Origin of the sequence: Pseudomonas sp. AN-1, from assembly GCF_034057115.1 — a bacterium.
GTDB lineage: Bacteria > Pseudomonadota > Gammaproteobacteria > Pseudomonadales > Pseudomonadaceae > Geopseudomonas.
Genome location: NZ_CP139195.1, coordinates 1649894 through 1667914, shown reverse-complemented (window position 1 = coordinate 1667914; position 18021 = coordinate 1649894). Strand labels below are relative to the sequence as shown.

At 62.7% G+C, this 18021-nt stretch carries 15 protein-coding genes and 2 tRNA genes; 14 read left to right on the top strand and 3 right to left on the bottom strand.

The window, feature by feature from the left end; translation table 11 throughout:
* Positions 1-35: 35 nt before the first annotated feature.
* On the bottom strand, positions 36-1853 hold the full coding sequence (locus tag SK095_RS07655) for an ABC transporter ATP-binding protein/permease (protein ID WP_320548476.1): 1818 nt from the start codon (positions 1851-1853) through the stop codon (positions 36-38).
* A 271-nt stretch (positions 1854-2124) separates the two neighbouring features.
* Between SK095_RS07655 and SK095_RS07650 the strand changes: the two genes are divergently transcribed.
* On the top strand, positions 2125-2523 hold the full coding sequence (locus SK095_RS07650; RefSeq protein ID WP_136489024.1) for a PA2779 family protein: 399 nt from the start codon (positions 2125-2127) through the stop codon (positions 2521-2523).
* Entirely contained in the window at positions 2508-3461 is a 954-nt protein-coding gene (locus SK095_RS07645) for a PA2778 family cysteine peptidase (protein ID WP_136489025.1), read from the top strand. Before SK095_RS07650 ends, SK095_RS07645 begins: the two co-directional genes overlap by 16 nt.
* A 51-nt stretch (positions 3462-3512) precedes the next feature.
* Here SK095_RS07645 and SK095_RS07640 read toward each other — a convergent pair whose 3' ends face one another.
* Positions 3513-4796 carry an NAD(P)/FAD-dependent oxidoreductase gene (locus SK095_RS07640; protein WP_168772481.1) on the bottom strand — a complete coding sequence of 428 codons (1284 nt, stop codon included), beginning with the start codon at positions 4794-4796 and terminating at the stop codon, positions 3513-3515.
* Positions 4797-4979: 183 nt separating this feature from the next.
* Between SK095_RS07640 and SK095_RS07635 the strand changes: the two genes are divergently transcribed.
* From SK095_RS07635 to SK095_RS07585, 11 genes are all read left to right on the top strand, one after another.
* Positions 4980-5056 (top strand) — tRNA-Val (locus tag SK095_RS07635).
* A gap of 6 nt (positions 5057-5062) precedes the next feature.
* Positions 5063-5139, top strand: a tRNA-Val gene (locus SK095_RS07630).
* A 75-nt stretch (positions 5140-5214) separates the two neighbouring features.
* On the top strand, positions 5215-6042 hold the full coding sequence (locus SK095_RS07625) for an alpha/beta hydrolase (protein ID WP_320548475.1): 828 nt from the start codon (positions 5215-5217) through the stop codon (positions 6040-6042).
* Between the two features lie 205 nt (positions 6043-6247).
* On the top strand, positions 6248-8158 hold the full coding sequence (thrS, locus tag SK095_RS07620; RefSeq protein ID WP_136489027.1) for a threonine--tRNA ligase: 1911 nt from the start codon (positions 6248-6250) through the stop codon (positions 8156-8158).
* Positions 8159-8191: 33 nt separating this feature from the next.
* A complete protein-coding gene (gene infC / locus SK095_RS07615) occupies positions 8192-8725 on the top strand; it encodes a translation initiation factor IF-3 (protein ID WP_136489028.1) in 534 nt (177 codons plus the stop codon).
* A 60-nt stretch (positions 8726-8785) separates the two neighbouring features.
* Positions 8786-8980: a 50S ribosomal protein L35 gene (gene rpmI / locus SK095_RS07610; protein WP_090215844.1), complete on the top strand. Its 195-nt coding sequence runs from the start codon at positions 8786-8788 to the stop codon at positions 8978-8980.
* Positions 8981-9009: 29 nt separating this feature from the next.
* Positions 9010-9366 (top strand): 50S ribosomal protein L20, encoded by a 357-nt coding sequence (gene rplT, locus SK095_RS07605; protein ID WP_090313179.1) that lies wholly within the window; start codon positions 9010-9012, stop codon positions 9364-9366.
* 97 nt (positions 9367-9463) lie between these two features.
* Positions 9464-10480 (top strand): phenylalanine--tRNA ligase subunit alpha, encoded by a 1017-nt coding sequence (gene pheS, locus SK095_RS07600; protein WP_136489029.1) that lies wholly within the window; start codon positions 9464-9466, stop codon positions 10478-10480.
* 33 nt (positions 10481-10513) lie between these two features.
* Entirely contained in the window at positions 10514-12892 is a 2379-nt protein-coding gene (gene pheT, locus SK095_RS07595; protein WP_201487628.1) for a phenylalanine--tRNA ligase subunit beta, read from the top strand.
* Positions 12893-12896: 4 nt separating this feature from the next.
* A complete protein-coding gene (gene ihfA / locus SK095_RS07590; RefSeq protein WP_136489031.1) occupies positions 12897-13199 on the top strand; it encodes an integration host factor subunit alpha in 303 nt (100 codons plus the stop codon).
* Positions 13180-13542, top strand: a complete 363-nt coding sequence (locus SK095_RS07585; RefSeq protein WP_136489032.1) for a MerR family transcriptional regulator — start codon at positions 13180-13182, stop codon at positions 13540-13542. Before ihfA ends, SK095_RS07585 begins: the two co-directional genes overlap by 20 nt.
* Positions 13543-13571: 29 nt before the next feature.
* Here SK095_RS07585 and SK095_RS07580 read toward each other — a convergent pair whose 3' ends face one another.
* Positions 13572-15125 (bottom strand): ATP-binding protein, encoded by a 1554-nt coding sequence (locus SK095_RS07580; protein ID WP_320548474.1) that lies wholly within the window; start codon positions 15123-15125, stop codon positions 13572-13574.
* A gap of 415 nt (positions 15126-15540) precedes the next feature.
* Between SK095_RS07580 and SK095_RS07575 the strand changes: the two genes are divergently transcribed.
* Positions 15541-16770, top strand: a complete 1230-nt coding sequence (locus tag SK095_RS07575; RefSeq protein WP_320548473.1) for a Druantia anti-phage system protein DruA — start codon at positions 15541-15543, stop codon at positions 16768-16770.
* The last annotated feature ends 1251 nt before the right edge of the window (positions 16771-18021 follow it).

The window sequence follows — 18021 nt, the reverse complement described above, 5'->3', positions numbered from 1 at the left end:
CCTGAGGGTAGCCGCCGTTTCTGCCAGCTGCATCGTCAGGGCGTCGACTGCTCGCTGCGCTGTTGCTGCAGGTGCCACATCTGCGCGTACTGGCCGTTCATGGCGAGCAACTGCGTGTGGGTGCCGCGCTCGATGATGCGGCCGCTGTCCATCACCAGGATCTGGTCGGCATTCATCACGGTGGAAAGGCGGTGGGCGATGACCAGGGTAGTGCGCCCGATCTGGATGTGCTCAAGTTCCGCCTGGATGGCCCGCTCGGACTGCGAGTCCAGCGCGGAGGTGGCTTCGTCGAAGATCAGGATGGCCGGATTCTTCAGGATTGCTCGGGCGATCGCCACCCGCTGCTTTTCGCCGCCGGAGAGTTTCAGGCCGCGTTCGCCGACCTGGGTTGCGTAGCCGTCCGGAAGGTTCTCCACGAACTCGTGGATGTGTGCGGCACGAGCGGCGGCCTCCACTTCCTCGCGACTGGCTTCCGGGCGGCCGTAGAGGATGTTGTAGTAGATGCTGTCGTTGAACAGCACGGTGTCCTGCGGAACGATGGCGATGGCTGCGCGCAGGGAGGCCTGGGTCAGTTGGCGCAGATCTTGGTCGTCAATGGTTATCCGACCGCCGTCGACGTCATAGAAGCGGTACAGCAGACGTGCCAGGGTCGACTTGCCGCAACCGGAGTGGCCGACCACCGCCACAGTGCCGCCGGCGGGGATCTCGAAGGCGATGTCCTGGAGGATCTGCCGGCGCGGGTCGTAGCCGAAGCGCACATCCTCGAAGCGCACCTGGGGCTGGCGGGTGACTAGCGCTCTGGCATCGGGCGCATCCTGCACGTCCTGGCGCTCATCGAGCAGGCCGAACAGGCGCTCCATGTTGGTCAGCGCCTGCTTGACCTCGCGATACATCATGCCGAGCAGGAACAGGGGGGCGGAGAGCTGCAGTAGATAGGCGTTGACCAGCACCAGGTCACCGACCGTCATGCTGCCGTCGACGACCCCGGCGGCAGCCAGCCACATCATCGCGGTGACTCCGGCCGACACCACCACCGCCTGGCCGAGGTTGAGCACGGCCAGGCTGACCGTCGCCTTGACCTTGGCATCCTCCAGATGCCGCAGGTTCTCGTCGTAGCGAATCGCCTCGTGCTCCTCGTTGTTGAAGTACTTGACGGTCTCGTAGTTGAGCAGGGAGTCCACCGCCCGCTCGTTGGCACGGGTGTCGGCCTCCACCGAGGCGCGGTAGTAACGGGTGCGCCATTCGGTGACGGCGAAGGTCCATGCCCCGTAGGTCAGCAGGGTGGCGAGGGTTACGGCCGCAAAGCGCCAGTCGTAGGCCCAGACCAGCACGGCAGTGACCAGCAACACTTCCAGCAGGATCGGGATGATCGAGTACAGCGTCCAGTCGAGCAGATCGGCTATGGCACTGCCGCCCCGTTCGACATCCCGCGCCACGCCGCCGGTGCGCCGCCCGAGGTGGAATTTCAGACTGAGCCCGTGCAGGTGGCGGAACACCCGGAGCGTGACCTGGCGCGAGGTGCGCGCCATGACCCGGGCGAACACCACCTGGCGCAGTTCGGTGAACAGGGTGACTCCGATGCGTGCCGCGCCGTAGGCCAGCAGGAGTCCGACCGGCAACAGCAGCAGACTGGGTTCGACATTGAGGTCGTCGACAATCTGCTTGAGAAGAATGGGAACCAGCAGGTTGAGCAGTTTGGCGGCCACCACCAGGCCCAGTGCCAACGAGATGCGCCCCAGGTAGGGACGCAGGTAGGGCAGCAGGTCGGCGATCACGGCGAACTCGCCGCGTACCCGCGGGGAGCGACTCAGCGGAGAGATGCTGGCGTGTTCTGGGGGATTGCTGGGTGTCATCGTCACCGGATCCTTGGGCGCGCGCCGCGCGAGGGTGGCGCAGTCGGCCGATTGATAGGGGCGACCATGCTGGGCCGCTCGTGGCTTCCGTGCAATGGGCGAACTGCCGGCGCACGGTGGACGGGGTTCTCGTCCCGGATGATGATCATGTGCGTATCTGCGAGGGTTCCGGGCGTGACGGAGCACGCGCTGGGGTCTCTTAACCTATTCTGCGGAGGAACCCTGTCGCTTGGCGATAGTCCTACTGCGGATCTAGAAGAAGGAGCGTTTCATGTACAAGCGAGCATTCTCTCGCCGGCTGGCTAGCGTGCTGGTGGCATCCCAGTTGCTGGTGGTGGCTCAGGTACCGCTGGCGCAGGCGGCAATGGTCGGTACCGGCGAGGTCCTGCAGGCTCAGCAACAGCAGGTCGATCGCCAGCAGCTGCTGGCCATGCTGGATGACAGGGGGGTGCGAGACAAGCTGGCCTCCCTCGGCGTCGAGCGGGAGCAGGTCGAGCAGCGCATCCAGAGCCTGACCAATGCCGAGCTGGCGCAGTTCAACCAGCAGCTCAGCGAGGCACCGGCCGGCGGCATCATCGGCATCATCGTGCTGTTTCTGGTGATCTTCATCATCACTGACCTGCTCTGCGCCACCGACCTCTTCACCTTCGTCAAATGCATCAATCGCTGAGATTGCTGGGGGCGGGACTGCTGCTGTTGCTCGCCGGCTGCGCGACGGCGCCGAGGCTGTCGCCGCAGGTCGAGCGGTTGCCGGAGCGAGTCGAACTGAGCGAGGTGCCGTTCTTCCCTCAGGCGCAGTACCAGTGCGGCCCGGCGGCTCTGGCCACCATGCTCAACCAGCGTGGAGTGACCACCACCCCAGGGCTGCTCAAGGACCGCGTGTTCCTGCCTGGTCGCCAGGGCAGCCTGCAGGTCGAGCTGGTGGCGGCGGCGCGCGACCACGACCTGCTGGTCTATCCCCTGGCGCCTCGCCTGGACGCCCTGCTGGCCGAGGTCGCGGCTGGCAATCCGGTCCTGGTATTGCAGAACCTGGCCTTCGACTGGTACCCGCGCTGGCATTTTGCCGTACTGGTCGGCTTCGATCGCAAGGCGCAGCAGCTGATTCTGCGTTCCGGCACCACGCGGCGCTGGGTGACTGACTTCGCCAGCTTCGACGCCACCTGGGCGCGTGGCGGGCGCTGGGCGGTGCTGACGCTACCACCCGACCGGCTGCCGGCGCAGGCCGAACTGACGCCCTGGCTGCAGGCTGCGGCCGATCTGGAGCAGACGGGGCATGCCCAGGCGGCGCAGCGTGCCTACCAGGTGGCGGCACGACAATGGCCCGATGAGGGAGTGAGCTGGTTTGCCCTGGGCAATTCCCGATACGCAGCAGGCGATCTCAAGGGGGCGCAGGCTGCCTTGCACAAGGCGACCACTGCAGCTCCCCGTTGGGCGCCGGCGTGGGGCAACCTTGCCCACGTGCTGGCCGAACAGGGTTGTGCGCAGCAGGCGCAGCGGGCGCGGCAGTGCGCCCGGCAACTGGCTCCGCAGGACAAGCGTTTTGCCGAGGCGTTGCCTGCGGCCAAGGGGGCGGGTGTCTGCCCGACTCTGGAGGGCTGTCCCCGCTAGGCGGTAGTCATGAACGACAACGGCCCTCCCGGGGCCGTTGTCGCTTTCCGGTCATACGCCGAACCGATCGCGCAGCTGGTAGTACCAGGCGCCCATGGCGGTGAAGGGCACGCGAAACAGCCGCCCACCGGGGAACGGGTAGTGGCGCAGGCCGGCAAAGGCGTCGAAGCGCGCGGCCTGGCCGTGCAGGGCCTCGGCGAGCACCTTGCCGGCCAGGTGGGTGTAGGTCACGCCGTGGCCGCTGCAGCCCTGCGAATAGTAGATGTTGTCTCCCAGGCGTCCTACCTGCGGCAGGCGCGACAGGGTCAGCAGGAAATTGCCGGTCCAGGCGAAGTCGATCCTGACGTCCTTCAATTGCGGGAAGGTCCTGAGCATCTTCGGGCGGATGATGGACTGGATGTCGGCCGGATCGCGGGCGCCGTAGACCACGCCGCCGCCGTAGATCAGCCGATGATCGGCGGAAAGGCGGTAGTAGTCGAGCAGGTAGTTGCAGTCCTCGACGCAGTAGTCCTGCGGCAGCAGGGCGCGTGCGCGCTCCTCGCCCAGCGGTTCGGTGGCGATCACCTGGCTGCCGCAGGGCATCGACTTGGCCGCCAGCTCCGGCAGCAGGTTGCCCAGATAGGCGTTGCCGGCGACCACCAGGAACTTCGCCCGCACGCGTCCCTCTGCCGTATGGGCGACCGGGCTGCTGCCGCGCTCGATGCGCAGCACCGGCGACTGTTCGTGGATGACGCCGCCCAGCGACTCCACGGCCGCGGCCTCGCCGAGGGCCAGATTGAGCGGATGGATATGGCCGCCGCTGCGGTCGAGCAGGCCGCCGACATAGCTGTCGGTGGCCACCGCCTGGCGGATCTCCTGGCGGCCCAGCAGCTCGAGCTGGGTATGGCCGTAGCGCTCCCACAGCTTCTTCTGGGTTTCCAGGTGGTGCATCTGCCTGGCGGTGAAGGCGGCGAACACGCCGCCGTCCTTGAGGTCGCACTGGATGCCATAGCGCTGGATGCGCTCGCGGATGATCCGTCCGCCCTCGAAGGCCATCTCGCCGAGCAAGCGTGCGGCAGGGGCATTGGTGCTGTGCTCGATGACATCGATGTCGCGGCTGTAGCTGTTGACGATCTGGCCGCCATTGCGTCCGGAGGCCCCGAAGCCGACCCTGGCTGCCTCCAGCACGATGACGCGAAAGCCATGCTCGAGCAGGGACAGCGCGGTGGACAGCCCCGTGTAGCCGGCACCGATGATGCACACGTCGGTCTCCTGTTCGCCCTGCAGCGCCGGACGTTCCGGAGCCGGGTGGGCGGAAAAGGCGTAATAGGACTGTGGGTAGGAGGTGTGCGTCATCTTGAGCCTCTGTCGAATATCCTTTACGAGCGTTTCGATCCTACGCCGGATTGGCCGTGGCGACCACCGGGGGGCAGCACGGCCTGAAATTGCCCGGAGAACCAAAAGATGGAGTTTTTTCAGTGGCTTAGCGAAAAAAGTGTTGACGGGGTTGGGGATGCTCCGTAGTATTCGCGCCACTGCAGGCGCATAGCTCAGTTGGTTAGAGCACCACCTTGACATGGTGGGGGTCGTTGGTTCGAGTCCAATTGCGCCTACCAAATTGCAGGCACATAGCTCAGTTGGTTAGAGCACCACCTTGACATGGTGGGGGTCGTTGGTTCGAGTCCAATTGTGCCTACCAAATTACAGAAAAGCCGGTCATTTTGACCGGCTTTTCTGTTTTCTGCGTCTTGGAATTGCTGCGTGAGGTGTGTGGGTGGAAACGGCGGTATGGCATCTGGCGGATTACGCGCTGAAGGGTGTCCAGCTGGGCGATGGAGTGCCGCTGTTGCTGGTGCATGGCTCGTTGTGCGACCACCGCTTCTGGTCGGCGCAGCTTCCGGTGCTGGCGGAGCGCTGGCGGGTGCTGGCGCCGAGCCTGCGGCGCTGCTTTCCGGAGCGCTGGGATGGCCGGGGCGGCGGTTTCTCCACCGTGCAGCATGTGGCCGACCTGGTCGAGCTGATCGAGCGCCACGGCGAGCCCATGCATGTGCTCGGCCATTCCCGTGGCGGCAACATTGCCCTGCGCCTTGCCGCGCAGCGTCCGGATCTGGTGCGCTCGCTCGCCCTTGCCGATCCGGGTGGTGACTATGCGTCCGGGCTGTTCGCGGCGGCCGGGGTGCCGGCGCCGGTTGCCGGAGGCGAGCGCAATCAGTTCCGCCTCGAAGCTCTGCGCCTGATTCGCGAGGGGCAGGCCGAGGCTGGCCTGCAGCTGTTCGTCGACACCGTCAGCGGTGCGGGTATCTGGCAGCGCTCCTCGGCGCGTTTCCGGCACATGGCGCTGGACAATGCCTTCACCCTGGTGGGGCAGGTCGAGGATGGGCCGGAGCCGATATCGGCGAAGCTGCTGGCCGGGGTTCGTTGTCCTGTCCTGCTGCTGGGCGGTGAGCGCAGCCCGCAGCCGTTCCCGGCAATATTGCGAATGCTCGAGCATCAGTTGATGGGGGCGCGCTGTGTGCTCTTGCCGGGGGTGTCGCATGGCATGAATGTGCAGCGTCCGGCGCTGTTCAATCGCCTGGTGGGCGAGTTCCTCGAGTCGCTCTGACCGGCTGGATGGCGCTTTGCTTGCGCCTGAGCGGCTTTTCTGAAACGATGTCGGGCTAATTTTTCCAGTGATCTCCGCCTGTGTGCGGGAAGGCCGTTTTTCCGGTCCTGCCATCGTGAGGCAGTTTTCCCGTCGGGCGCCGCTTACTGGCTCATCCCACCCCATGTGGCCTTTGGTAGGGGTCACCACTGAGAGAGGAGGCGCCATGCCCATCATTACTCTTCCCGACGGTAGTCAGCGCTCGTTCGAGCAGCCGGTCAGCGTGGCCGAGGTGGCCCAGTCCATCGGTGCCGGCCTGGCCAAGGCCGCCCTGGCCGGCAAGGTCGACGGCCAGATGGTCGACACCTCGCATGTCATCGAGGCTGACGTCGCGCTGTCGATCATCACCGCCCGGGATGCCGAGGGCGTCGACGTGCTGCGTCACTCCTGTGCTCACCTGATGGCCATGGCTGTGCAGGAGCTGTTTCCCGGCACCCAGGTCACCATCGGTCCGGTGATCAACGACGGTTTTTACTACGACTTCGATTGCGAGCGTCCCTTCACCAGCGAGGATCTCGAGAAGATCGAGGCGAAGATGTACGAGCTGGCCAAGGCCGACTTCCCGGTCAGTCGCTCGCTGATGTCGCGCGACGAGGCGGTGGCCTTCTTCGACAGGCTCGGCGAGAAGTACAAGGTCGAGATCATCGAGTCGATTCCTGGCAACGAGCAGCTGTCGTTCTACAGCCAGGGCGATTTCATCGACCTGTGCCGCGGCCCGCACGTGCCGTCCACCGGCAAGCTGCAGGCGTTCAAGCTGATGAAGGTGGCCGGCGCCTACTGGCGTGGCGACTCGAAGAACAAGATGCTGCAGCGCATCTACGGTACCTGCTGGGGCAGCAAGCAGGACCTCAAGGACTACCTGCATCGCCTGGAGGAGGCCGAGAAGCGCGATCACCGCAAGATCGGCAAGCGCCTGGACCTGTTCCACACTCAGGAAGAGGCCCCCGGCATGGTGTTCTGGCATCCCAACGGCTGGACCCTGTACCAGGTGCTCGAGCAGTACATGCGCCGCGTGCAGCGCCAGAACGGCTATCTGGAGATCAAGACGCCGCAGGTGGTCGACCGCGTGCTGTGGGAGAAGTCCGGTCACTGGGCCAACTATGGCGACCTGATGTTCACCACCGAGTCGGAAAGCCGCGACTACGCGGTCAAGCCGATGAACTGCCCGTGCCACGTGCAGGTGTTCAACCAGGGCCTGAAGAGCTACCGCGAGCTGCCGATCCGTCTGGCCGAGTTCGGTGCCTGCCACCGCAATGAGCCGTCCGGCTCGTTGCACGGCATCATGCGTGTGCGCGGCTTCGTACAGGACGATGCGCACATCTTCTGCACCGAGGGCCAGATGCAGGACGAGGCGGCGGCCTTCATCAAGCTCACCCTCGACGTCTACTCCGACTTCGGCTTCAAGGACATCCAGCTCAAGCTGTCGACCCGTCCGGAGAAGCGCGTCGGCTCCGACGAGCTGTGGGATCGCGCCGAGGCCGCCCTGCAGTCGGCACTGGACAACGCCGGTCTGCCGTGGGAGCTGCAGCCGGGCGAGGGCGCCTTCTATGGTCCGAAGATCGAGTTCTCCCTCAAGGACTGCCTCGGCCGTGTCTGGCAGTGCGGTACCCTGCAGCTCGACTTCAACCTGCCGATCCGCCTCGGTGCCGAGTACGTCAGCGAGGACAACAGCCGCAAGCACCCGGTGATGCTGCATCGCGCGGTGCTCGGCTCTTTCGAGCGCTTCATCGGCATCCTCATCGAGCACTACGAGGGCGCGTTCCCGGCCTGGCTGGCGCCGACCCAGGCGGTGGTGCTGAACATCACCGACAAGCAGGGTGAATTTGCCGCTCAGGTGGCAAAAGAGCTCGAGGCCAATGGCTATCGTGCCAAGGCCGACTTGAGAAATGAGAAGATCGGCTTTAAAATCCGTGAGCATACTTTGCTCAAGGTTCCCTACCTGCTGGTGATCGGGGATCGCGAAGTCGAATCGAAGACCGTCGCCGTGCGTACGCGCGACGGACAGGATCTGGGCTCCATGACCGTAGGCGAGTTCCAGAATCTGCTGGCCGAAGCCGTATCGCGGCGCGGTCGGTAACCCATTGGAGTAATCACTATTAAGCAGCGCGACATGAGACAAGACAGGCGAGCACAGTCCCGGCCCCCGATCAACGAAAACATCACCGCCCGCGAAGTTCGCCTGATCGGTGTGGATGGTCAACAGGTCGGCGTGGTTTCTCTCAACGAAGCCCTGCAGGCTGCCGAAGACGCCAAGCTCGACCTGGTTGAGATCGTTGCTGACGCGGTTCCGCCTGTATGCCGGATCATGGATTACGGCAAGCACCTGTTCGAGAAGAAGAAGCAGGCTGCCGAGGCGAAGAAGAACCAGAAGCAGGCACAAGTCAAGGAAGTGAAATTCCGTCCCGGTACGGAAGAAGGGGATTACCAGGTAAAACTACGCAACCTGGTACGTTTCCTTAGCGAGGGGGACAAGGCCAAGGTATCCCTGCGATTCCGCGGTCGTGAGATGGCCCACCAGGAGCTGGGCATGGAGCTGTTGAAGCGGGTCGAAAACGACCTCGCCGAATACGGCGCCGTTGAGCAGCATCCGAAGATGGAAGGACGCCAACTTATCATGGTCATCGCCCCCAAAAAGAGAAAGTAACCTCCAGGGCACTGGCAGGCCTTGCGGTTATGCGTAATCACTGAATGCGGAGTACTAAACATGCCAAAGATGAAAACCAAGAGCGGTGCCAAGAAGCGCTTCAAGCCGACTGCAAACGGCTTCAAGCACAAGCACGCTTTCAAGAGCCACATCCTGACCAAGATGACTACCAAGCGTAAGCGTCAGCTGCGCGGCACCTCGCTGATGCATGCATCGGACGTTGCCAAAGTCGAGCGCATGCTGCGCGTTCGTTAATCCGGTCAAGATAATCAAGAGGTTACAACATGGCTCGTGTTAAGCGTGGCGTCATCGCCCGTCGTCGTCACAAGAAGATTCTGAAACTCGCCAAAGGCTACTACGGTGCGCGTTCGCGCGTATTCCGCGTTGCCAAGCAGGCGGTGATCAAGGCCGGCCAGTACGCCTACCGTGACCGCCGTCAGAAGAAGCGTCAGTTCCGCGCTCTGTGGATCGCCCGTATCAACGCCGGCGCACGCGTCAACGGCCTGTCCTACAGCCGTCTGATCGCTGGCCTTAAGAAGGCTTCCATCGAGATCGACCGCAAGGTTCTGGCCGATCTGGCAGTGAACGAAAAAGCGGCGTTTGCTGCGATTGTCGAGAAAGCCAAAGCCGTTCTGGCCTAAGCCCCACGACAATCATCGGGTCCTCGGGCCCGGGCAACGTCACCGATAGGGGAAGGGCCTTTGTGCCCTTCCCCTATTTTGTATCTGGAGTCCGTACATGGAAAACCTGGATGCGCTGGTCTCCCAAGCCCTGGAGGCCGTGCGACACACCGAAGATGTGAATGCCCTGGAGCAGCTCCGGGTTCATTACCTCGGCAAGAAGGGCGAGCTGACCCAGCTCATGCAGACCCTGGGCAAGCTCTCGGCCGAGGAGCGCCCCAAGGCTGGCGCCCTGATCAACGCCGCCAAGACCAGCGTTCAGGATGCCCTCAATGCGCGCAAGGCCGACCTCGAGTCCGCCGCGCTGGCAGCCAGGCTGGCCGCCGAGCGCATCGACGTGACCCTGCCGGGCCGTGGCCAGGCCAGTGGCGGCCTGCACCCGGTGACCCGCACCTTCGAGCGCATCGAGCAGTTCTTCACCCGCATCGGCTACAACGTTGCCGAGGGCCCGGAAGTCGAGGACGACTACCACAACTTCGAGGCGCTCAACATCCCCGGCCACCACCCGGCGCGGGCGATGCACGACACCTTCTACTTCAACGCCAACATGCTGCTGCGCACCCATACCTCGCCGGTACAGGTTCGCACCATGGAGTCGACCCAGCCGCCGATCCGCATCGTCTGCCCCGGCCGCGTCTATCGCTGCGACTCCGATATCACCCACTCGCCGATGTTCCACCAGGTCGAAGGCCTGCTGGTCGACGAGAACGTCAGCTTCGCCGACCTCAAGGGCACCATCGAGGAGTTCCTCCGCGTGTTCTTCGAGAAGCCGCTGGGCGTGCGTTTCCGTCCGTCGTTCTTCCCCTTCACCGAGCCGTCGGCCGAGGTCGACATGGAGTGCGTGATGTGCTCCGGCAAGGGCTGCCGCGTGTGCAAGCAGACCGGCTGGCTGGAGGTGATGGGCTGCGGCATGGTGCACCCGAATGTGCTGCGCATGTCCGGCATCGATCCGGAGAAGTACCAGGGCTTCGCCTTCGGCATGGGCGTCGAGCGGATGGCCATGCTGCGCTACGGCGTCAACGACCTGCGCCTGTTCTTCGACAACGACCTGCGCTTCCTCGCGCAATTCCGCTAGGTCGACCGGTCAACCCGCTTTCAGGAGAACAGGATGAAATTCAGCGAACAATGGCTGCGCACCTGGGTCAACCCGCAGGTGTCGCGCGATGAACTGGTGGCCCGCCTGTCGATGGCCGGCCTCGAGGTGGACAGCGTCACCCCGGCCGCCGGAGTCTTCAGCGGCGTGGTGGTCGGCGAGATCCTCGCCACCGAACAGCACCCGGACGCCGACAAGCTGCGCGTCTGCCAGGTGAGCAACGGCAGCGAGACCTTCCAGGTGGTCTGCGGTGCCCCCAACGCCCGTCCGGGGATCAGGATCCCCTTCGCCATGCTCGGCGCCGAACTGCCGGGCGACTTCAAAATCAAGAAGGCCAAGCTGCGCGGCGTCGAATCGTTCGGCATGCTCTGCTCGGCCTCCGAACTGCAGATCAGCGACGACGACTCCGGCCTGTTCGAGCTGGCTGGCGATGCGCCGGTCGGTCAGGACATCCGCAGCTACCTCAACCTCGACGACGCCAGCATCGAGGTCGACCTGACCCCGAACCGCGGCGACTGCCTGTCGCTGGCCGGTCTGGCCCGCGAGGTCGGTGCCCTGTACGACGTTCCGGTCAGCCGTCCGGCCATCGCCGTGGTGCCGGCTGCGCACGACGAGGTGCGCAGCGTCGAGCTGCTGGCGCCCAGCGCCTGCCCGCGCTACCTCGGCCGGGTGATCCGCAACGTCGACCTGTCGCGGCCGACCCCGCTGTGGATGGTCGAGCGCCTGCGCCGCTCCGACGTGCGCGCCATCGACCCGGCGGTCGACGTCACCAACTACGTGATGCTCGAACTGGGCCAGCCGATGCATGCCTTCGATCTCGCCGAGATCAAGGGCGGCGTGCGCGTGCGCCTGGCCGAGGCCGGCGAGAAGCTGGTGCTGCTGGACGGCCAGGAAGTTGAGCTGCGTCCCGACACCCTGGTGATCGCCGACCACGAGCGCGCCCTGGCCATCGCCGGCGTGATGGGCGGCGAGCACAGTGGCGTGGCCGCCGGCACCCGCGACCTGTTCCTCGAGAGCGCCTTCTTCGACACCATCACCATCGCCGGCAAGGCCCGCTCCTACGGTCTGCACACCGACGCCTCGCACCGCTACGAGCGTGGCGTCGACTCGCAGCTGGCCCGCGAGGCCATGGAGCGCGCCACCGCGCTGCTGCTGGAGATCGTCGGCGGCGAGCCGGGCCCGATCGTCGAGGTGGTCAGCGCAGAGCACCTGCCGCAGGTCGCCCCGGTCACCCTGCGTGCCGAGCGCATCGAGCAGATGCTCGGCCTTTCGCTTCCGGCCGTCGAGGTCGAGCGCCTGCTGACCGCGCTGGGCCTCAAGGTTGCCGCCAACGGGGCAGGGCAGTGGCAGGTGGAGATTCCCAGCCACCGCTTCGACCTGTCCATCGAGGTGGACCTGATCGAGGAGCTGGCCCGCCTGTACGGCTATAACCGGCTGCCGGTGCGCTACCCCGAGGCGCGCCTGGCGCCGCAGCCGCAGAGCGAGGCGCGCGCCGAACTCGGCCAGCTGCGCCGCCTGCTGGTCGCCCGCGGCTACCAGGAGGCGGTCACCTTCAGCTTCATCGATCCCAAGTGGTTCGAGCTGTTCCACCCGGGCGTCGCACCGCTGACCCTGGCCAACCCGATCTCCGCCGACCTGGCCGCCATGCGCGCCTCGCTGTGGCCGGGGCTGGTCAAGGCGCTGCAGCACAACCTCAACCGCCAGCAGAGCCGCGTGCGCCTGTTCGAGTCGGGCCTGCGCTTCGTCGGCCAGCTCGACGGCCTCAAGCAGGAGGCCATGCTCGCCGGGGTGATCTGCGGCAGCCGTCTGCCGGAAGGCTGGGCCAACGGCAAGGAGGGTGTGGACTTCTACGACCTCAAGGCCGACGTCGAGGCGCTGCTCGGCTACGCCGGCGCCGGCTCCGCCTTTTCCTTCACGATCGGCGAGCATCCGGCCCTGCATCCGGGACAGACCGCACGTATCGAGCGCGACGGCCAGCTGGTCGGCTTCCTCGGTGCCCTGCATCCGGAACTGGCCAAGGCGCTGGACCTGGATCAGCCGGTGTACCTGTTCGAGCTGGTGCTGGCCGAGGTGGCCGCCGGTCGCCTGCCGCAGTTCCGCGAGCTGTCGCGCTTCCCCGAAGTGCGTCGCGACCTGGCGCTGCTGGTCGGGCGCGAGGTGCCGGCACAGAGCCTGCTGGACGACATCCGCGCCCAGGCCGGCGAGTGCCTCACCGACCTGCGGCTGTTCGACGTCTACCAGGGCAAAGGTATTGATCCACATAGCAAAAGTGTGGCAGTCGGCTTGACCTGGCAGCATCCATCGCGCACTCTTAACGACGAAGAAGTCAATGAAAACCTGCAAAGTATCATTGCTTCCCTGGGAGAAAGGTTCCAAGCCACGTTAAGGAAGTAAGCGTATGAAGGCCCTGACGAAAGCCGAGATCGCCGAACGCCTCCATGAGGAGTTGGGCCTGAACAAGCGGGAAGCCAAGGAGCTGGTCGAGCTGTTTTTCGAGGAAATTCGTCAGGCGCTGGAGCACAACGAGCAGGTCAAGTTGTCCGGCTTCGGCAACTTCGACCTGCGCGACAAGCGCCAGCGGCCGGGCCGCAACCCCAAGACGGGCGAGGAGATTCCCATCACCGCCCGTCGCGTGGTCACCTTCCGTCCTGGGCAGAAACTCAAGGCGAGGGTCGAGGCCCATGCTGGAGACAAGCCATAACCACGAACTGCCGCCGATTCCCGGCAAGCGCTACTTCACCATCGGCGAAGTAAGCGAGCTGTGTGCGGTCAAACCGCACGTGCTGCGCTACTGGGAGCAGGAATTTCCTCAGCTCAGTCCCGTCAAGCGTGCCGGCAACCGCCGCTACTACCAGCGCCAGGATGTCCTGACCATCCGTCAGATCCGCGCACTGCTCTACGAGCAGGGCTTCACTATCGGTGGCGCCCGCCAGCGTCTCTCCGGCGCCGAAGCGCGCGACGACAGCAGTCAGTACCACCAGTTGATCCGGCAGATGATCGTCGAACTGGAGGGGGTTCTGCAGATCCTCCGCAAGCCGTTATGAGCCCGTCTCTGCCAGAGAGCTCGCGCTGCTCAGTGCGTTGAGTCTCGCTCGACCTCGAACCCCACCACGCTGCGGCTCTCGCGGCTGAACTCCACGCCGATCAGATGGATCGGTTCTCCCCGAGAGCGATACTTCTCTGCGTAGCCGCGATCACGAATCTGTTGTAGCGCCTTGCCCTCGGGCACCAGCTCCACCACCTTGAACTCAAACAGATAGACTTGGCTATTGAACAGTACGGCCATGTCGATGCGTCCGCGGTTGGTCACATCCTCGAGGCGGATATCCAATCCCAGTGCTGCGAAGTGACTGTAGAACACGCTGGCCCAGTAACCCTCGTACTGTGCAATCGGGTTGTTGCGGTACCAGTCATTGGGAATGCTGGCAAAGAAAGAGCCGAACAGCTGCTGCAGTCCGGCGAAATCGTTGCTCAGCAGACGGTCGTAGAGCTGCGGCAGATGAATACCGCATCGTGCCGGATCGTCGCTCCAAGCCTGTAGGAGGGCGCTGTTCAGGCAACTGCGAACCTCGAGATTTGGATAGCGCAGGGTCATGTGCAACTGTCCCGGCAAGCGCCGCACACTGTCGATGGTCAGGTAGCCGGCCTGGAACATCAGCGCTTCGACGGGGATGTGGTCGACATCGAAGCTGGACAGCAGGGTTTCCAGCGCCATGACCCGTTCCAGATCCGGCGTGAAGGTCCGCCGTGTCGTCAGCAAGTCGACAAGGAAGGTCGGCGTCCCCGTTTCGAACCAGAACGGGCGGAACTCGCGTTCACGGAACAAGAGCAGCAGATCGAAGGGGTTGTAAACAGAGGTGCCGGTCCAGTTGTAGCCGTTGTACCACTGGCGGACGTCATCCCGATCCAGGCCGACCAGCTCCGGGGCGAATACCGTATCCACGTCCTCGTCGGTATACCCACAGATGGCGGAATAGCCGGGTGACAGGGTGATATCGCGCAGGTTGTTCAGTCCAGAGAACAGACTGACCTTGCTGAACTTGGACACCCCGGTGAGCATGGCGAAGCGGATGTGCGCGTCACTGTCCTTGATCACTGAATACAGATCACGCAGTCCATCACGAATCTCGCGGGCGATCTCGGGGCGGGTCAGGTTGTCGAGAATCGGCTTGTCGTACTCATCGACCAGGATCACCGCCCGCTGGCCATGCAGGCGTTCGGCTTCGCGGATCAGCTCGGCAAAGCGGCCACGGTTATCGCGCTGTGTACAACTGACCTGCAGTCGGCGCTCGTTGATGCCCAGCAGCTCGTCGATCTTGGTACCCAGATCCGCTGCATCACGGATCACTCCGCCGCCGAAGCTGAGACGGATCACCGGAAAGCGCCGGCTCCAATCCCACCGCCCATGGACCGCCAGCCCACGAAACAGCGCCTCGTTGCCCTCGAACAGCTCGGCCAGGGTGTCGAGGAACAGGCTCTTGCCGAAGCGCCTCGGGCGGGAAAGGAAGTAGTAGTTACCCTCCTCAATCAGCTGCAGGGCGATGCCGGTCTTGTCGACGTAGTAGCAGTCATCCTCTCGGATGCGGGCGAAGGTCTGGACACCTATGGGCAACTTCTTGCGTGACATGACAGGCAACCTGTAGGTAGATGCGGCGATTGTAGCCCATGAGAGCGGGCGGGCTCAGCTAGGGCGAGAGGGGATTTGGCGGGGCTGCTGCTGTAACAGGCTGCATCAAGACGCGCTGCCTTTGGCGGGTACAGAGCGCTGCCCAACTGGTAGGTCTGTTTGTTCTGTCGAGCTTCTGGGGGGGGGCAGAAACGCTTGCTGATAGCGGGTGAGTTGCGTCTTTAACGAGGGAGAGGCGCCTCCTCTCCATACCCTTCGGGGTAGAGAATTGAATTTTGAGGAATACAGCGATCGGATCCCAATTTCGTCGAGACGCATGAGGCGAAGATCATGATCCACTCTGGATCTTCCCTGTTTAATAACTCTGAGGGTAGAATGAAGGAAATATTGGTTTTAAGGTGGAAGAAAGGCGAACATGTTAAAGGGAGAAGCGTTTTTTGGTGGTGATGACTCTCAGGAGGAAAAAATAATAATAAAGCTTCGAGATCATCTGCAATCTCTTGGCTTTACCAAGTCCGAAGGTGGAGCTTTGCAAATCCCTGGGAATACCAAGGATGCGATCCGGACCCTCCACTATGCTCAAAGAGAGGAGCGTCTCTCAGCAAATCAAAAGTTCCTCTCGCGCGCGAGCGGGAAGCTAATTAGGTTTTTCGCGTCAGGCAAAGATGTTGATCCCTGCAATATATCACCAGTGCTTGAGCGTGTCTCATCTGAAACATGGCAAGGGGATCTATTTAGGATTGCCGCACTATCCTGGTCTGTCCCCGTCTCAAACGGATTCGGAAGGCGTATTCGCTATCTCGTCTGGGATGAGAACAATGGGAAACTGATGGGGCTTATTGCGATTGGGGATCCCGTATTCAATCTCGCTGTGCGAGACAAATTTATTGGTTGGGATATCGCTGATAGAGGGGCGCGTCTCGTTAATTTGATGGATGCCTACGTTCTGGGAGCGGTCCCTCCATACAACAAGCTTTTAGGTGGGAAGCTGATAGCATGCCTGCTTCGCAGTCGAGAAATTTATGATGATTTCTCGAGAGCCTATGGAGGAACAGCTGGAGTGATATCTCGGGAGGAGAAGAAAGCGCGCCTTCTCGCGATTACGACAACATCCTCAATGGGGCGCTCTTCAGTTTACAATCGCCTAAGGCTTAATGGAATTCAGTACTTCAAATCCATCGGTTACACGGGGGGGTGGGGGCACTTTCACATACCTGACGTGCTGTTCGCAGAGCTGCGCGAATACCTGCGAGACATTGATCACTCATATGCGGATCAACATGGGTTTGGCCAGGGACCAAACTGGCGATTGCGAACGACACGAGCAGCGCTGTCCGCACTGGGCTTTAAGGAGGATCTGATGCGGCACGGTATCCAGCGTGAGGTTTTTATCTGTCAACTTGCAAATAATGCTACCGAGATTCTGCAGACGGGAAAAGGTCAGCCTGACATTGCGTCGCTTCTGTCTGCAAAGGATATTGCCGCACAAGCAGTGGAAAGATGGGTGATACCTCGCTCAAGGAGCAGGCCTGAGTACATCGACTGGACTTCAAGTGAGTTCATTGATATGTTTGGAAGTCAAGCGCAGGGCATGCGCAACCAGATCGATAAAGCAGAGATAGCCGGGGCGACTGGCGGACTGTAAGGATGCAGGGAGAGACGCTTGGAATACGCCGTCAACAATTTTACAGGCAGGTTAGAGTTGGCGAGTACGACCTCAGGGCGAGGCCAATACTCGTGCCCGGTCTGCCATGCGAAGGTCGGCCTCCGTTCTGGTTCGAAAAGGGCGGCGTATTTTGCCCATTGGCGTGGTGAAGCGACGCCTGAGTGCGAGAATTTCGCTCCAGGACATTACGGGCAGTACCTTCAAGACCAGGCTGCTGCTGCACAAAAGAAGAAGATGGAACTCCGCCTGCTAATCCCGGCGAGGGAAGACTGTGCTCGGTGGTCGCTTGAGTTGGCGCTCCCCCCGTGTCGCGCATGTCGAGCTACAGTCTTGCTGGATGTAGGCGGAAGGATCCAACCACTTAACATGCTTGGCATGCCGAGTCGTCGCTGCGTGACTGCCGAATTTTCGACAAAACCCTACCGCATAGTCTCGTTCGATGGGAGGCCTGACCCCTCGTTCGAATCCGGCGTAGAGAGGGAATGTCCGGGTCTACCCTTGTCTGGCGCTGCCACCTTTACCGCATCAGGACGTGGGGTGCTCAAGAGTTTTCCTCGAGCACAGGAGCTAAGGAGTTCTGAAACCTTTGCTCTGCTGTGGAATGAGATTGCTGAGCGCGAATTCCACGCTGAGTTGTCGGTAGACAAGTTGCCGGGACGGCAGGGCTGGAGCCTGGCCCTTGTCACGATCCCAGATCACCCATCCCCGGAGTGCGCCGATTGGCTCCAGTCTTTTACCGGACTCTCCCTAGCTCCACCCAGACCCTCGGCTATCCTCGCATGGCCGTTCTTGGTAAGAAACTCTAGCGTCAATAGCGTCGAATGTGTCAACTCGGGTATAGCCCTATTATCCACAGGAGCTATGCCGACCGGAGAACAGGATCAAGGACCGACCATACAGGTTCAAAGCGCATCTGGAAAGATTCTTGCCAAGGGTGTCGAGCGCTCGCCAGCACTCTTTGCCCTAAAGCCCGGTGGCGTGCAACATTTTAAGGTGGAGGCGGAAGTCCCGGGCATTATCGAGGAGTTTTTCTCGCTCTCCCTCCATCCGAGACTCCCCTCAAGGTATCCCGAAGTGGAGTTGGTGTTCACGACTGCGGAAGGGGGGCGTCAAATCGTTCCTCTGCACAGGCAACGATGCGCGGAAGTTGCTGCCAAGGCAAGGAAACAGGGAATGCGGCTTGAATACTTGTCCATGCCCCCAGGTGTAAGAGGCATGCTTCGCGTAGAT

Coding starts and splice junctions, on each gene's coding strand:
- pheT (WP_201487628.1), top strand. CDS start 10,514: ATGAAATTCAGCGAACAATGGCTGCGCACCTGGGTCAACCCGCAGGTG.
- SK095_RS07575 (WP_320548473.1), top strand. CDS start 15,541: ATGTTAAAGGGAGAAGCGTTTTTTGGTGGTGATGACTCTCAGGAGGAA.
- pheS (WP_136489029.1), top strand. CDS start 9,464: ATGGAAAACCTGGATGCGCTGGTCTCCCAAGCCCTGGAGGCCGTGCGA.
- SK095_RS07585 (WP_136489032.1), top strand. CDS start 13,180: ATGCTGGAGACAAGCCATAACCACGAACTGCCGCCGATTCCCGGCAAG.
- SK095_RS07655 (WP_320548476.1), bottom strand. CDS start 1,853: ATGACACCCAGCAATCCCCCAGAACACGCCAGCATCTCTCCGCTGAGT.
- SK095_RS07650 (WP_136489024.1), top strand. CDS start 2,125: ATGTACAAGCGAGCATTCTCTCGCCGGCTGGCTAGCGTGCTGGTGGCA.
- rplT (WP_090313179.1), top strand. CDS start 9,010: ATGGCTCGTGTTAAGCGTGGCGTCATCGCCCGTCGTCGTCACAAGAAG.
- ihfA (WP_136489031.1), top strand. CDS start 12,897: ATGAAGGCCCTGACGAAAGCCGAGATCGCCGAACGCCTCCATGAGGAG.
- rpmI (WP_090215844.1), top strand. CDS start 8,786: ATGCCAAAGATGAAAACCAAGAGCGGTGCCAAGAAGCGCTTCAAGCCG.
- SK095_RS07645 (WP_136489025.1), top strand. CDS start 2,508: ATGCATCAATCGCTGAGATTGCTGGGGGCGGGACTGCTGCTGTTGCTC.
- thrS (WP_136489027.1), top strand. CDS start 6,248: ATGCCCATCATTACTCTTCCCGACGGTAGTCAGCGCTCGTTCGAGCAG.
- infC (WP_136489028.1), top strand. CDS start 8,192: ATGAGACAAGACAGGCGAGCACAGTCCCGGCCCCCGATCAACGAAAAC.
- SK095_RS07640 (WP_168772481.1), bottom strand. CDS start 4,796: ATGACGCACACCTCCTACCCACAGTCCTATTACGCCTTTTCCGCCCAC.
- SK095_RS07580 (WP_320548474.1), bottom strand. CDS start 15,125: ATGTCACGCAAGAAGTTGCCCATAGGTGTCCAGACCTTCGCCCGCATC.